The organism is Streptomyces sp. NPDC002669, assembly GCF_042889165.1.
Taxonomy (GTDB): Bacteria; Actinomycetota; Actinomycetes; order Streptomycetales; family Streptomycetaceae; genus Streptomyces.
Window position 1 is genome coordinate 162,853 of sequence record NZ_JBIAQQ010000016.1, and the last position, 15,060, is coordinate 177,912.

Annotated in this window: 13 protein-coding genes; 10 read left to right on the plus strand and 3 right to left on the minus strand. The window is 71.8% G+C overall.

What is annotated here, in order from left to right:
- Position 1: 1 nt before the first annotated feature.
- The 8 genes from ACFYW1_RS23680 to ACFYW1_RS23715 are packed head-to-tail and all read left to right on the plus strand — an operon-like array spanning position 2 to position 7,275.
- Positions 2-1,114, plus strand: coding sequence for an MCE family protein (locus tag ACFYW1_RS23680; protein ID WP_388996523.1), 1,113 nt, complete (start codon positions 2-4; stop codon positions 1,112-1,114).
- Positions 1,111-2,247 (plus strand): MCE family protein, encoded by a 1,137-nt coding sequence (locus ACFYW1_RS23685; RefSeq protein ID WP_388996526.1) that lies wholly within the window; start codon positions 1,111-1,113, stop codon positions 2,245-2,247. The genes ACFYW1_RS23680 and ACFYW1_RS23685 overlap by 4 nt, the downstream gene beginning before the upstream one ends.
- A complete protein-coding gene (locus tag ACFYW1_RS23690; protein ID WP_388996529.1) occupies positions 2,244-3,506 on the plus strand; it encodes an MCE family protein in 1,263 nt (420 codons plus the stop codon). The genes ACFYW1_RS23685 and ACFYW1_RS23690 overlap by 4 nt, the downstream gene beginning before the upstream one ends.
- The gene (locus ACFYW1_RS23695; protein WP_388996532.1) at positions 3,503-4,024 is read left to right on the plus strand and encodes a hypothetical protein; all 522 of its coding nucleotides are present in this window, start codon (positions 3,503-3,505) and stop codon (positions 4,022-4,024) included. The genes ACFYW1_RS23690 and ACFYW1_RS23695 overlap by 4 nt, the downstream gene beginning before the upstream one ends.
- On the plus strand, positions 4,021-4,638 hold the full coding sequence (locus tag ACFYW1_RS23700; RefSeq protein WP_388996535.1) for a hypothetical protein: 618 nt from the start codon (positions 4,021-4,023) through the stop codon (positions 4,636-4,638). Before ACFYW1_RS23695 ends, ACFYW1_RS23700 begins: the two co-directional genes overlap by 4 nt.
- Before the next feature lie 53 nt (positions 4,639-4,691).
- Positions 4,692-5,222 (plus strand): nuclear transport factor 2 family protein, encoded by a 531-nt coding sequence (locus ACFYW1_RS23705; RefSeq protein ID WP_388996538.1) that lies wholly within the window; start codon positions 4,692-4,694, stop codon positions 5,220-5,222.
- Between the two features lie 49 nt (positions 5,223-5,271).
- Positions 5,272-6,033 (plus strand): hypothetical protein, encoded by a 762-nt coding sequence (locus ACFYW1_RS23710; RefSeq protein ID WP_388996541.1) that lies wholly within the window; start codon positions 5,272-5,274, stop codon positions 6,031-6,033.
- A 24-nt stretch (positions 6,034-6,057) separates the two neighbouring features.
- Positions 6,058-7,275, plus strand: a complete 1,218-nt coding sequence (locus ACFYW1_RS23715; protein WP_388996543.1) for a lytic transglycosylase domain-containing protein — start codon at positions 6,058-6,060, stop codon at positions 7,273-7,275.
- Here ACFYW1_RS23715 and ACFYW1_RS23720 read toward each other — a convergent pair.
- A complete protein-coding gene (locus ACFYW1_RS23720; protein ID WP_388996546.1) occupies positions 7,264-8,325 on the minus strand; it encodes an ATP-dependent DNA ligase in 1,062 nt (353 codons plus the stop codon). The genes ACFYW1_RS23715 and ACFYW1_RS23720 overlap by 12 nt on opposite strands.
- Positions 8,326-8,422: 97 nt before the next feature.
- On the opposite strand from ACFYW1_RS23720, the gene ligD reads away from it, so the two are divergent.
- Both ligD and ACFYW1_RS23730 read left to right on the plus strand, forming a co-directional pair.
- Positions 8,423-9,469 carry a non-homologous end-joining DNA ligase gene (ligD, locus tag ACFYW1_RS23725; RefSeq protein ID WP_388996636.1) on the plus strand — a complete coding sequence of 349 codons (1,047 nt, stop codon included), beginning with the start codon at positions 8,423-8,425 and terminating at the stop codon, positions 9,467-9,469.
- Entirely contained in the window at positions 9,466-10,545 is a 1,080-nt protein-coding gene (locus tag ACFYW1_RS23730; protein ID WP_388996549.1) for an ABC transporter permease, read from the plus strand. Before ligD ends, ACFYW1_RS23730 begins: the two co-directional genes overlap by 4 nt.
- An 11-nt stretch (positions 10,546-10,556) precedes the next feature.
- Here the strand turns inward: ACFYW1_RS23730 and ACFYW1_RS23735 are convergent, their stop codons facing one another.
- Both ACFYW1_RS23735 and ACFYW1_RS23740 read right to left on the minus strand, forming a co-directional pair.
- Positions 10,557-12,503: an OmpL47-type beta-barrel domain-containing protein gene (locus tag ACFYW1_RS23735; RefSeq protein WP_388996552.1), complete on the minus strand. Its 1,947-nt coding sequence runs from the start codon at positions 12,501-12,503 to the stop codon at positions 10,557-10,559.
- Complete coding sequence (locus ACFYW1_RS23740) at positions 12,500-14,992, minus strand: ThuA domain-containing protein (RefSeq protein WP_388996555.1); 2,493 nt, start codon at positions 14,990-14,992, stop codon at positions 12,500-12,502. The genes ACFYW1_RS23735 and ACFYW1_RS23740 overlap by 4 nt, the downstream gene beginning before the upstream one ends.
- Between the last annotated feature and the right edge of the window lie 68 nt (positions 14,993-15,060).

The window sequence follows — 15,060 nt, forward strand, 5'->3', positions numbered from 1 at the left end:
CATGAAGATGAAGCGCATCGTCGGCATGGGCGCCGGACTCGTCGTGGTGGCCGTCGCGGTCACCGGCGGAGTCATGGCCATGGACGACGAGGGAACGACGACCATCACCGCCTACTTCGACCAGGCCACCGGCGTGTACGCCGGATCGGACCTGCGGATCCTCGGCGTCCGGGTCGGCCGGGTCGAATCGGTCACGCCCCGGGGGGAGGAGGTCGAGGTCACCCTGCGGGTCGACAAGGGCGTCAAGGTCCCCAAGGGGGCGCACGCCGTGGTCGTCGCCCCCAGCCTCGTCGCCGACCGCTACGTCCAGCTCGCCCCCGCCTACGACGGGGGACCGCTGATCGAGGACGACGCGGTGCTGCCGGCCGCGAAGAACGCCACCCCCGTCGAGGTCGACCAGCTGTACGACTCCATCACGAAGCTCTCCAAGGCCCTCGGCCCGGAAGGGGCCAACGCGAACGGGGCGCTCTCCGGACTCCTCGACACCGGGGCCAGGAACCTCGACGGCAACGGAAAGGCCATCGGGGACTCCATCGAGCAGTTCGGCAAGGCCGCCAAGACCCTCGACAGGAGCAGCGGGAACCTCTTCGACACGCTCTCCTACCTGCAGACCTTCACCACCATGCTGAAGGAGAACGACGGCAATGTGCGCGCCGCCGAGCAACAGCTCAACACGGTCACCGGATTCCTCGCCGACGACAAGGAGAACCTCGGCGCGGCACTGAAGGAACTGGGCACCGCGCTCGGGCAGGTCAAGGGCTTCATCCAGAAGAACCGCGGTGCCCTGAAGGCGAACGTGGAAGCGCTGGTGCCGATCACCCAGACCCTGGTCGACCAGCGCGCCTCGCTCGCCGAGTCGCTCGACACGCTGCCGCTCGCCGCGGACAACGTCCTCAACGCCTACGACCCGGCGCACCGCACCCTCAACGGCCGCACCAACCTCAACGAACTCTCCATGGGCGGGCCCCTCACGGAGGCCACCGCGCTCGCCGGCCTCACCCCGGTGGACACCGCCCGCCGCAAGGCGCTGCCCGCCCTGCCGCTCCCGGCCGTCGGCACCGTCTACGGCACCCCGGAAAGGTCCGCCACGGACAAGAAGGAGGCGAACCGATGAGCCGTGTCCTGCGCAGACCCGGAGCCCGCACGACCGGCATCGCCGCACTGCTGGCCGTGGGGGTCGGACTGACCCTGGTCGTCACCGGCTCCGGCCTGCCCGCGTTCACCGGCCTCGACCAGGTGCCGCTGCCCGGCGGAGCCGACCTCGGCGACCACCCCTACGAGGTCACCGCGGAATTCGCGGACGTGCTCAGCCTCGCCCCGCAGGCATCGGTGAAGGTCAACGACGTCGCCGTCGGCCGCGTCACCAAGGTCTCCCTCGGCTCGGGCAGCTGGAACGCCAAGGTCACCATGCGCGTCAACGGCAAGGTCGAACTGCCCGCCAACGCCTACGCCCACCTGGAACAGTCCAGCCTCCTGGGGGAGAAGTACATCCAGCTCGCCGCCCCCGCACGCGGCACCGAACGGGGCAGGCTCGCCGACGGGGACCGCATCCCGCTGAGCCGGACCAACCGGAACCCCGAGGTCGAAGAGGTCTTCGGCGCCCTGTCGATGCTCCTCAACGGCGGCGGCGTCAACCAGCTCAAGACCATCACCACCGAGCTGAACAAGGCGCTCGCCGGACGCGAACCCCAGGTCCGCTCCATGCTCGGCCGGGTGGACACCCTCGTCACGAACCTGGACGAGCACAAGGAGGACATCACCGACGCGCTCGACGGGGTGAACCGGCTCTCCGCCACCCTCGCCACCCGCAAACGGGACGTCGGCACGGTCCTCACCGAACTCAGCCCCGGCATGAAGGTCCTGGAGAAGCAGCGTGGCTCGCTCCTCACCATGCTGCGCTCGCTCGACACGCTCTCCACCGTCGCCGTCGACACGATCGACAAGAGCAAGGCCGACATGATCGCCGACCTCAAGGCCATCGCCCCGACCCTCAAGGCACTCGCGGATTCCGGCAAGGACCTGCCCGACTCCCTCCAGGTGCTGTTCACCTACCCGTTCACGGACGAGGTGCTGCGCGGGGTGAAGGGCGACTACCTCAACGTCTACCTGGATGTGACGGCCATGCCCGGCACGCAGATCGTCCCGTCGCTCGTACCCCCGGTCACTCCGCAGACCGGGACCGGCACGGCACTGCCGCTGCCCCTGCCCGCGGTACCGACGGCGGACCCGAAGGAGCGCGGCCGATGATCACCCTCGCCATCCGGCTCAAGAACATCTCCTTCCTCGTCATCGCGGTGCTCGTCCTCGGCTTCCTCGGCATCCGGTACGCCGACCTCGGGCACTACGTCGGCCTGCGCAGCTACTACACCGTCAAGGTCCAGCTCCCGCGCACCGGAGGGCTCTACACCCACTCCAACGTCACCTACCGGGGCGTCTCGGTGGGCCGGGTCGGACCGATCGAGCTGACCGACGAGGGGATCGAGGCCGAACTGCGCATCGAGAAGGACGCCCCGAAGATCCCGGACGGCCTCAAGGCCGACGTCGCCAGCCTCTCCGCGGTCGGCGAGCAGTACATCGACCTGCGGCCCACCCGCTCCGAGGGCCCCTACCTGGAGAACGGCTCCGTCATCGACCAGGTCGACACCACCGTCCCCGCCCCCGTCACCGACGTGCTCACCAGCGTCGACGAGCTGGCGGGCTCCGTGGACCTGGAGTCCCTGCGCACCGTCGTCGACGAGTTCGGCACCGCGTTCGAAGGCCGCGGCGACGACCTCCAGGTCCTGCTGGACTCCGGGAGCGACTTCGTCCGGGCCGCCGACGACGCCCTGCCGACCAACACCCGGCTGATGGCCGACGCCCGCACGGTGCTGCGCACCCAGGCCGAACAGGGCGAGGCGCTCAAGGGCTTCGCCTCCGGCGCCAAGGAACTCGCCGCACAGCTCAAGGGCTCCGACACCGACCTGCGCAAACTGATCGCCGCCGCCCCCGGCGCCGCGGGACAGATGAGCGGACTGCTGCGGGACATCGACCCGGCCTTCGGCGTCGTCGTCGCCAACCTCCTCACCACCTCCGAGGTGGCCGTCACCCGGCAGCGCGGCATGGAGGAACTCCTGGTACGACTGCCCGCGGTGGCCGCCGCCGGCTCCAGCGCGATCGACGGGGACGGCGCCCGGTTCGGCATGTCGGTCACCTTCTTCGAACCGCTGCCCTGCACCGCCGGGTACGGCGGCACCACCTACCGCAACGGCCTGGACACCACGCCCGGACCCGCCGTCAACACCAAGGCCCGCTGCACCTCGTCGCCCGGCACCGGCATCAACGTGCGCGGCAGCGCGAACGCGCCGAAGGGCGGCCCCGTGCCCGAGCCCGCCCGGCCCGGCTCGATGCTCCTGGGCAACGGCACGGCGAACCGGCTGCCGGGAGCGCTCGGCGTCGCCCCCGACCCCGCCCCGGCCACCGCCGGCATGGCCGGACTGCTCGGACTCGGACGGGGGAGCGGCGAATGACCTCGCGCACGAAGACCCTGGGCGGCTGGGCGGTGCTGCTCGTCGCCGCGCTGCTCTGCGGCCTCGGTGGCTGGTCGTACGTCCGGGCCCGCGGGGACGACGACCTGGCGTACGCGAAGGACCGGGACACCGCGCTGGCCGAGGGGAAGAGCCGCCTCGCCCTGCTGAACAGCCTCGACGGCAAGGACGCCGGGAGCGTGGACACCGGCCTCGCGGCCTGGCTCGACTCCTCGACCGGACCGCTCCACGACCAGCTGGCCCGCACCCGGAGCAAGGACGCCGAGGCCCTGGCCGAGGCGGGTGCCACCGCCCGCGGGAAGGTCACCGACGCGGCGCTCACCGCGCTCGACGAACGCACCGGCACCGCGGAGATGATCGCGACCGTCGACGTCGAGGTCACCCCGCGCACCGGGAAGGGCGGCACCGAACGCAAACGCTTCGAGGCCACGCTCGCCCGGACCCCGGACGGCTGGAAGATCAAGGCGCTCACGGCGATCGCGGCCGGGGGCGGCGCATGAGGGAACGGGGAGGGACGGCGGTCGTGAGCACGGACGTGGACACACCGGACACCGAGGAGCTCGCGGAACCCGGCACGGACGCCCGGGAGGACCCGCCCGGGCAGCCGGAACCCGGACGGCGGTGGCCGCGCGTCGTGGCGGCCGTCCTGACGGCCGCGCTGCTCGTGACCGGCGGCGCGCTCTTCGTCGAGGGCAGGCAACTGCGCGACACCCCCGCCACGTCGAACCACGCGCTGACCGACAGCGAGGCGACCACCCGGGTCGCGGGCGATGTCAGCAACGCGCTGGGCAAGGTCTTCTCGTACAGCCCGCAGGCCACCGCCGTCACCAAGGAGGCGGCGAAGAAACTCCTGGCCGGCAAGGCGCTCCAGCAGTACGCGGCGCTGTTCGGCCAGGTCGAGAAGCAGGCCGCCGACCAGAAGCTCACGCTCACCACCCATGTCGTGCGCGCCGGGGTGACCCGGCTGACGGAGGACAGCGCCCACCTGCTCGTCTTCCTCGACCAGGTCTACGAGCGCGAGGGCAGGCGGGCCACCACGGCGGCGGCGCAGCTGTCGGTCACGGCCCGGCTGCGGGACGGCCAGTGGACCGTCGTCGAGATCACCGCCAGATGAAAGAGCCGCACGCGCGCGACTCGGCACGCAGGGCCCGGCAGGGAGAGGGAACGATGGCACGGATACGGACGACGGGGAACCCGCTGGTGGCGGCGGCGATCGTACTGACGGTCGCGGCCGCCGGCGCGGCGGTCTGGGGCGGGGTGTCCCGGTACGAGGCCGCGCACGACGAGTCGGCGGCGTACGCGCGGGTCCGCGACGACGCGCTGGCCGCGGGCGAGCAGGCCGTGCAGAACATGAACACGCTCGACCACCGCAAGCTGGAGCAGGGCCTCGACACCTGGGCCGACTCCACCACCGGCGACCTGCACCGGCAACTCGTCGACGGGCGGGACGCGTTCGTGAAGCAGATCCGGGAGGCGAAGACGGTCAGCACTGCCCAGATCCTGTCCGGGGCGGTCACCGAACTCGACGACCGGGCGGGCAGAGCCGGAGTCATGGTGGCGCTGCGGGTCACCGTGACCGCGCCCAAGGGCAAACCCGCGGTGAAGGAGAGCCGGATGCTCGGACAGCTCACCCGCACCGCCGAGGGGTGGAAGCTCAGCGCCCTCGGCCAGGCGCCCGTCGGCAACACGGCCGGCTGAGAGCCCGACGCCACCGACTCCCACCCCGCCACCGAGAGGACCCCCGCACATGTCGACGACCCGTCACCTCGTCAACCGCCGGCGCCGGCTGGCCACCGTCGCCGCGGAACGCGCCACCACCGCCACCATCGCCCCGCCGCGCGGACCGCAGGACCCGGCCCCGTCCCGGGACGAGTCCGCGCGGACCCCGGACGGGCCGGACACCACCACCGACGACGAGGTCACGGACTCCGCCGCCGACGACGAGGCGGCGGCGGAGGAGAGGGGAGAGGAGCCGAAGCGCGAGCGGACACCCCGGCTCCGCGTTCGGCTCCCCCTCGTTCTCGGCGTCCTCACCGTGCTCCTCGGGGCCTACGCCGCCTGGGCGTTCGCCTCGGCCGGCGACCTGCGCGACGACCCGGCCCGGCAGAACACCGCCCTCACCGACATCGGCCGCACCAGCGAGGTGAAGGGCCAGATCTCCGAGGCCGTCGGCGCGGTGTTCTCGTACGACTACGCCTCGCCCGCCAAGTCCGACCAGGCGGTGAAGAGCCATCTGACCGGCAAGGCGGTCCAGCAGCACCGGGACATGCTCGCCCAGGTACGCGCCCAGGGGCAGAAGCAGAAGCTGGTGCTGACCACGACCGTCACCGACAGCGGGGTGGAACGCCTGAACGGCGACCGGGCCCGGCTGCTGATCTACGCCGACCAGAGCAACACCCGTACCGGCAAGGCGGAGGAGACGACCTACGCGGCGGCCATGTTCGCCGTGGACGCCGTCCGGCACGGCGGAACCTGGCGGATCTCCGCCATCGACACGTTCGCCCGGTGACCCGGGGGGGAGAGGGGAGCACGCATGAGGTTCAACGGCACGATGCGCCGCGGACTCGGCGGCACGGCGGCCGCCGTCGCGGCGATGGCCGCGCTCACCGCGTCCCAGGCCCCGGCACCGGTCGGCCACGAACCGACCGCGAAGGAGCGCCGGGAGGCCGACGAGGTCACGTGGTCGCAGGTCCCCAACGACGACTCGTACCACACCGAACTGCCCCCGTTGCAGTCGCCCGAGCCGCCGAAGGCCGGGGAGAAGCGGAACCCGGATGCCGTCCGCTCGTGGACCGAGGCGGGCATCCCGGCCACCGTCCTCGCCGCCTACCGCAAGGCGGAGGGCGCGCTCGGGCGGACCGACCCCGGCTGCCGCCTGCCCTGGCAACTGCTCGCGGCGATCGGCAAGGTCGAGTCCGGCCAGGCGGGCGGGGGACGGGTCGACGCCCACGGCACGACGACCACCCCGATCCTCGGCCCGGTGCTCGACGGCGCCGGATTCGCCCGTATCCGGGACACCGACGGCGGCGCGTACGACGGCGACCGGACCTACGACCGGGCGGTCGGCCCGATGCAGTTCATCCCCTCCACCTGGGCGCACTGGGGCAAGGACGGCAACGGCGACGGCCGCCGCGACCCCAACAACATCTACGACGCCGCCCTCGCCGCCGGGCACTACCTGTGCGCCGGCCCCCGCGACCTGTCGGTGAAGGCCGACCTGGACCGGGCGATCCTCAGCTACAACCGCTCGGACACCTATCTGCGCACCGTGCTGTCCTGGCTGGAGTTCTACCGCAAGGGCGTCCACACGGTGGCCGACGGCAAGGGCACCGTCCCGAAGAGCCCCGGTGCGGGCGGCCCCAACAAGCCGAAGCACCCGGTCGGGGGCCCCGGCACGGGCGGCGGCATCGTCGTGGGCCCGCAGCCCGGCGGATCGCCCGGCCCGTCCCCGTCCCCGACCACCGGCCCGTCCCCCTCCGGATCGCCCACCGGCTCCCCGGACCCGACCGGTTCCCCGGACCCCACCGAGCCGGGCAGCCCGTCGCCCGACCCGACCGACAGCGGACCGGCCTCCCCCGACCCCGGCACGAGCCCCGACCCCAGCCCCTCGGATTCCGCACCCGGCTGCCCCACCGACTCGCCGAGCCCGGACCCGACCGACCCGCCCGGCGGCACCGACTCCCCGCCGCCCGGCCCGGGAACGGGCGAGGACCCGTGCGCCACCCCGTCCGAGACGCCGTCAGCCGGCTGAGAACACCTCGGCCAGGTCGTACCGCACCACCTCCTCCAGCTGCGCGTACGTGCAGCCGGCGGGGGTGCGGTCCGGCCGCCACCGGCGGAACCGGGCGGTGTGCCGGAACCGGTCGCCCTCCATGTGGTCGTACGCCACCTCGCAGACCCGCTCCGGGCGCAGCGCCACCCACGACCGGTCCTTCTTCCCGGACCAGCGGTTCTGCGCCCCGGGCAGCCGGGCGTCCTCATGCGCCCGCGCGTCGGCCCAGGACGCCCACGGGTGGTCCGGGAAACCGACGCGCAGCGGCTCCAGCTCGGCCACCAGCTCCTCGCGGCGCCGCATCGGGAAGGCCGCGCAGACCCCGACGTGCTGCAGCACCCCCTCGGAGTCGTACAGCCCGAGCAGCAGCGAGCCGACGACCGGGCCGCTCCGGTGGAAGCGGTACCCCGCCACCACGCAGTCGGCGGTCCGCTCGTGCTTGATCTTGTACATCGCCCGGACGTCGGGCAGGTAGGGCAGATCGAGCGGTTTGGCCACCACACCGTCGAGCCCCGCGCCCTCGTACCGCTCGAACCACTGCCGGGCGACCGCCGGGTCCGTGGTCGCCGGCGCGAGGTGCACCGGGGGCGCGGCACCGGCCAGGGCCTCCTCCAGGACGGCGCGGCGGCCGGACTGCGGGGTGGCGAGCAACGAGTCGTCCCCCAGCGCCAGGACGTCGAAGACGACCAGGTCGGCCGGGGTCCGCCCGGCGAGCAGCCGCACCCGGGAGGCGGCGGGGTGCAGGCGCTCACCGAGCCGGTCGAAGTCCAGCCGCCCCTCGTGCGCGATCACGATCTCGCCGTCGACCACGCAGCGCGGCGGCAGACCGTCCCGGACGGCGGCGACCAGTTCGGGGAAGTAGCGGGTGAGCGGCTTGCCGGTGCGGCTGCCGATCACCACCTCGTCGCCGTCCCGGTGCACGATCGCACGGAAGCCGTCCCACTTCGCCTCGTACTGCATGCCCGGCGGGATCTTCGCCACGGACTTGGCGAGCATCGGTTTCACAGGAGGCATCACCGGAAGGTCCATGGTCGGATTCTCACCCCTGAAACCGCATAATTCCTCCGATGTGCGGCACGACGGAGCCAGGCCTACCGTGACCGTCATGGGCGCAGCGGTGAAAGCGGTGGAGCTGGAGGCCGACGGACGGACCGTACGGCTCTCCCACCCGGACAAGGTCTACTTTCCGCAGAAGGGCTACACCAAGCGGGACGTGGCCGAGTACTTCCTGGCCGTGGGCCCCGGCATCACCCGTGCCCTGCGCGACCGGCCGACGACCCTCCAGCGCTTCGTGGACGGTGTCGACGGCGAGTCCTTCTACCAGAAACGGGCCCCGAAGAACCTCCCCGACTGGATCCCCACCGCCGAGGTCACCTTCCCGAGCGGCCGTACCGCCGACGAGATCCGCCCCACCGGCCTCGCCGCCGTCATCTGGGCGGCCAACCTCGGCACACTCACCTTCCACCCCTGGCCGGTCCGCGGCACCGACACCGACCATCCGGACGAACTGCGCATCGACCTCGACCCGCAGCCGGGAACGGACTACGCCGACGCCGTGCGGGCCGCCCACGAGCTGCGGGCCGTGCTCGACGACCACGGGCTGCGCGGCTGGCCCAAGACCTCCGGGGGCCGGGGCATCCACGTCCTCGTCCCCATCGAACCCCGGTGGACCTTCACCGAGGTCCGGCGCGCCACCATCGCCGCCGGACGCGAACTGGAACGCCGGATGCCGGACCGGGTGACCACCGCCTGGTGGAAGGAGGAGCGCGGCGAGCGGATCTTCGTCGACTACAACCAGGCCGCCCGCGACCGCACGATCGCCTCCGCCTACTCCGTGCGCGCCCGCCCCCACGCCCCGGTCTCCGCCCCGCTGCGCTGGACGGAACTCGACGACGCCGAGCCGCGCGACTTCGACATCCGGACCATGCCCGGACGCTGCGCCGAGGAGGGCGACGTGCACGCCGACCTGGACGAGCACGCCTTCCGGCTCGACGGACTGCTGGAACTGGCGGACCGGGACGAGCGCGAGCGCGGGCTCGGCGATCTCCCGTACCCGCCCGATCACCCGAAGATGCCGGGCGAACCGAAGCGGGTCCAGCCGAGCCGGGCCCGGAACGGGGCGGACGACGAGGACGGGGAGAGCGGCAGGGGCGGCAGGGGCGGCAGGGGATGAGCGTGCCGGACCCGGGGCCCCCGGCCTCCCACGGAGCACACGGCCGGCCGCTGAGCGGCCGCCGGAGGTGGGCCGCGTACAAGGACTCGCCGTACTTCCCCGCGACCGTCCTGGTGTTCATCCTCGCCGCCGCGGCCGGGCTCTTCGCCGGTTCCTACACCTATGCGATGGCCAACCCGACCCCGCACCACATCCCGACCGCCGTGGTGAGCCGACCGGTCACGGGGAGCGAGAAGGAGTTCGTCACCGGCATGGACGAGGCGCTCGCCGCCTCGCTGGAGGTCCATCCGTTCGCGACCCGCGCGCAGGCCCACGAGGCGCTGGAGAGACAGGAGGTCTTCGCCATCGTCCGGGCGGTCGGCCCCGGTGTCTCGCTGGACGTCGCGGGAGCCTCCGGCGCCGCCGTCGCCCAGCTCCTCGCGGAGTCCGCGGCCGAGGTCGGGGCCAGGACCGGGGTGCCGGTCACCGTGCGGGACGTCAAGCCCCTGCAACGGGGCGACCCGCGCGGGCTGGCGCTCTTCTACATCTCGCTCGCCGCCGTCATCATCGGTTTCGTAGGCGCGATCCAGCTGAGCGTGCACGCCCGCGCCCTGATCCCGCTGGAGCGGATCGCCTTCACCGTCGGCTACTCGCTGCTCGGCGGGTTCACCATCGCCGCGGTGGTGGACTGGTGGCTGGGCGCGGTCGATCTGCCGTTCTTCGAGTCCTGGCTGATCCTGGCGTTCACGATGTTCACCTCGGGCATGGTCTTCACCATGTTCAACACCCTGATGGGGCGCTGGGCCATGATCCCGACCTGGGGCGTCATGGTGCTCCTGGGGAACCCCTCGTCGGGCGGGGCGGTCTCCTGGCCGCTGCTGCCCTCCGCACTCGGCCACATCGGGCGCTGGCTGCCGCCGGGCGCCTCCGTCAGCGCCCAGCACACCGCGGTCTACTACCAGGGCCACCAGCGGCTCTTCCCGTACCTGGTGCTGGGGGCCTGGGCGGTGCTCTCCTGCACGGTGTTCTGGGTGTGGCGCCACCGGCACCCGGGCGGCCGTGACCACATGCCCCGGCATGCGGTCACGGCCACCTGATCCGGGCCGGGCTACAGCTCCTTGATGCGGATGTCGCGGTACGAGACCACGTCCGTGGTGCCGTGCACCTGGAGACCGATGTAGCCGGAGGCGTACCGCCGGCCGTCGGTGCCCGGGTCGTCGCCCCGGGGCGGTTCGAAGACCTGACCGCCGGTGTTGTCGAACTCGTTCAGCAGGACCCCGTTGCGGTAGACCGAGTAGTGCTGGTCCACCACCCGGATCTCGTAGTCGTTCCAGGTGCCCTTGGGAGTGACCCCGGCACCGGCCAGCCCGACCCGGTCGAAGCCGTAGAGCGAACCGGTCTTGTACATGTCGCCGTCCGGTCGGTCGAGGATCTGCACCTCGTGGCCGTACTTGATGGCGACCCACTCCGGACGGGACTCCTCCGGGTTGTCGTGGACGTTCGGGAAGCGGACGAACACGCCGCTGTTGGCGTTGCCCGCGCCGGGGGCGTCGTCACGCCACTGGAGCTTCAGCGAGAAGTCGCCGTACTGCCGGCCCGGGAACCAGAGCATGCCCATGCCCTCCACCGTGGTGGAGCTGGTGAGGGTGCCGTCGGCGTTGAGCCCGAACTTCCCGCCGCCGACCTGCTGCCACTTGGCGAACGACTCCGCCGTGCCGTCGAAGAGCTTCCGGTAGCCCTCGTCCTGGCCGGGTTTGCCGATCCCCGACTGCTTGGCCGCCCGGTAGATCTTCCGGTGCTCGCGGGCGTCGATCACCCCGGCGGCGAGCAGCCGGTCGAGGACCTTGTCGACGTGCTTGAGGAACAGCGCGTGCGACGACCAGTCCTTCTCGTCCTCGATCAGTTCGTTGATGGTGCAGCGGTTGCCGGTGACGCGGTTGGGGACGCCGGTGTCGACCGTGCCGACGATGACGGTCAGCCGCTCGTCGAACTCCGGGCAGTTCGGCGCGGGCACGCCCCCGCCCTCCGCGACGGTGAACGACACCTGCTTCGCCCCGGAGGTGTTGCCGGCCCTGTCCGTCGCCCGGTGGGCGACGGTGTGGCGGCCGACGCGGTCGACGACGACGGCGGTGGTGTACGCGAGGTAGGGGCCGCCGTCGAGGGAGTACTCGATCCTGTCGACGCCCGATTCCGCGTCGGTCGCGGTGACGGTCACCTCGGCCCCGGTGATGTAGGAGCCGTCGGAGTTCCGGTCGCCGGAGACCGTCGCGGAGGTCTCCGGTGGTGTCTTGTCGTCCGTGGGTGGTGCGACGACGGTGAAGTCGGCCGTTTTCTCCGTCGCGGTGTTGCCCGCCCGGTCGGTGGCCCGGTAGCGGACGGTGTGCGTACCGGTCTCGTGCACCATCACGGGTGCGGTGTACGGCTGCCAGGCACTGTCCGGGCCGAGCGCGTACTCGACGGTGTCCACGCCCGAGCCGTCATCGCTCGCCGAGACGGTGACCGTGGCCTGACCGACGTACGCGCCGTCGGCGTTCCGGTCGCCGTCCACCTTCGCGGAGGTCTGCGGCGCGGCGGTGTCCTCGCCGCCGCCCTCGGTCACGACGAGGACGCCCTGCATCGCCTCGTGGCCCGGCATGGTGCAGTGGTAGAAGTACCGGCCGGGGGTGAGCGTGACCTCGGCGGTGTGCCTGCCGCCCCGGTCGTCGCCCGGATTGGCCAGGATGTTCAGCGCGACGTCGTCGTTGAACTCCGGGTCCGAGACGCTGAAGGTGAGGGTGTGCGGCATCCCGGTGGTGTTGCCGGTGGCCGCGCTGTTCTCGAAGACGATGGTCGCTCTGCCGGCCACCGCGGTCCTCGGGGCGGACAGATAACGGTCGATGGGGTCGCCCGCGGTCCAGGTGAGGACCTGGTCGGCCGCCGTGCCGGCCGGGGTCGCCGTACGGCCGTACGCCGCCGTCGAGGTCAGCCCCAGCACCATCAGGAACGAACCCAGCAGGGCGAGCCACAACCGGGCGGGTCGGTACCGCCTCCGGGAGAGGACCGGACGATGTCTCACCGCACTGCCGCCTTCCTGGCCAGGTCGTCGGCGGCCGGGGTCGGACCGCCGCCCTTGTACGTCACGCGCCACAGCGCGGACTTGGAGTCGGAGGTGAAGAAGCCGCGCCCGTAGTCCAGGACGTACAGCGAACCGTCCGGGGCGAACTTCCAGTCCATCAGGTTGCGGATGCCGTCGGCCCCGACCGGGACGATCTTCCTCAGGGACTCGGCGTGCGTGGGCAGCCCGCCCCTGCCGACCGTCCTCGGGTCGGTGAGCACGGCGTGCCGCGGCTGGTCGCCGTCGTAGAAGTCGCCGACGAACCACTTGCCGTCCCAGTACGCGGGCCACTTGTCGGGGCTGGTGCTCGCCGCGTCGTACCGGTAGACCGGTCCGTTCATGGTGGCCTGGCCGCCGCCCTTGAGCCAGGGCAGCAACTGCTTCTGCTCCCCGGCCTCGTAGCTCGGGATGCCGTTGGCGTCCCGCGGATAGTCCACACCGCCGCCCTGCGGCGAGTACCAGATGGTGTTGGAGGTGACCGGCGGCAGGTTCACCAGGCCGTCGTTGTTCGGCGACTCGTTCTTCGGGTGGTCGCAGTCGTACCAGCCGAGCGGCTCGGCGGGGTCGGGCAGATTGCGGTCCCGGTAGGGCTGCTTGTTGCCCATGCAGTACGGCCAGCCGTGGTTGCCCGCCTTCGTGATCGCGGCGAACGTGTCGTACTTGGCCGGGCCCCAGGTGGTGGACGGGGCGCCCGCGTCCGGGCCGACCCAGCCCGCGTACAGCGTGTCGGTCGACTTGTCGACGGAGATCCGGGCCGGGTTGCGCACACCCATCACATAGATCTCGCCACGCGTCTTTCCGCCGCCCTCGTCGGGCTCCTTCCCGGTGAAGAGATTGCCCTCGGGGAGCGTGTAGGTCCCGTCGTCCTCGGGGTGGATGCGCAGGATCTTTCCGTTGAGGTTGTTGGTGTTGCCCGCGGTGCGCCGGGCGTCGGCGAACGAGACGCCCTTGTGGCTGGGCTGCGGGTTGTTCCCGGAGTAACCGTCGCTGAAGCCGGAGGAGTTGTTGTCACCGGTCGCGATGTAAAGATTGCCCTTGGAGTCCCAGGCCATCCCGCCGCCCGCGTGGCAGCAGCTGTGGACCTGGACGGGCCAGCTCAGCAGCACCTTCTCCGAGGCCAGGTCCAGCTCGTTCGTGGCCAGGTCCAGGGTGAAGCGGGAGACCTGGCGCACCGCCAGCTGCTTGTCGCGGTCGAGCTTCGCGTGCGGGGTGTAGTGCAGGTACACCCAGCCGTTCTTCTCGAAGTCCGGGTCCAGCTCGATGCCGAGCAGCCCCTCCTCGACCTTGACCAGCTCGTCGCCGCCGCCCTTGTTGCCGAAGACCGTCAGCTCACCGGCGAGGGTGACCTCCTTGGTTTCCGGGTCGTAGACGTGGACCTGCCCGAGGCCCTTGCCGATGTCCGGGTCGTTCCAGTCGGTGACGACCGGCCTGCTGCTGTCGGCGCCGCCGCGTCCGATGTACAGCACGCGTCCGTCGGGGGCGGTGACCAGCCCGTGCGGCTCGCCGATCTGGTCGTTCCGCCCCGGCTGGTTGGGCCGGGTGACGCGCTCGGCCGTGTAGTTGGAGTCGATGGTGGCCTTGCAGTCGGCCTGCGAGAGCCGGGTCGTCCAGTTCAGCGCGCCGCGCAGATGGTCGCGGAAGTCGGTCTCCGCGAAGCTGTCGACGGTGCCGCCCATCGCCGTGTAGAAGGACCGGCCGCCGTCGTAGTCGCGGCACCAGGAGACCGGGTGGTCCCAGCCGTTGGCGCTCGCGCCCGGCTTGTAGGTGATCTCGCGGACGCGCGCCACGGTGTGCACGGCACCGGACGGGTTCTTCGCCCAGTTCAGCCACTTGTCGGGGCGCTTCCACTCCAGCGGCAGGTTCTTCGTCGCCGGGTGCTGCCGGTCGCCGACCTCGACCGTGGCGCGCTGCACGGAGGCCGGACCGTTCGCCGCCGGGCGGGCGCCGACCAGGCCGGTGAACCAGTCCGAGTACGGCTCGGTCCGTGCCGCGTCGTGGATGCCGAGGAAGCCGCCGCCCGCCTCCATGTACGCCTCCAGACCGGCCTCCTGCTCCGGATCGAGGACGTCGCCGCCGCCGGTCAGGAAGACGACGGCGTTGTACCGGCCGAGCTGCTTGCCGTTGGTGAAGACGGCGGGGTCGTCGGTGGCGACGGTCCGGAACCGGCCGGCCTCCGGGCCGGTGAGCCCGATCCGTTCGATCGCCGCGATACCGGCGTCGACGGTCGGGGACTCCTCGGTGGCGGAGGCGTGGAACACCAGCACCCTGACATTGGCGCCGCCTGGTGGCGACGGCAGGGACAACGTTGTCGGGATGGAGTCGGACGGCTCCGGATACGGTCTGGCGGCGGCCTGGCCGGCGCCGAGCAGGGAAGCGGTCAGGGCGACTGCCGAAAGGCCGACGACGAGTCCGCGTCGCGATCTGGACCGGTGATGTGGTGTGCGCTGCATGTGGTCACCCACCCTCTTTGGTCACTGCAACAGCGGATGAAGCTAGACCTCTTTTCGTGGTTCGCCAA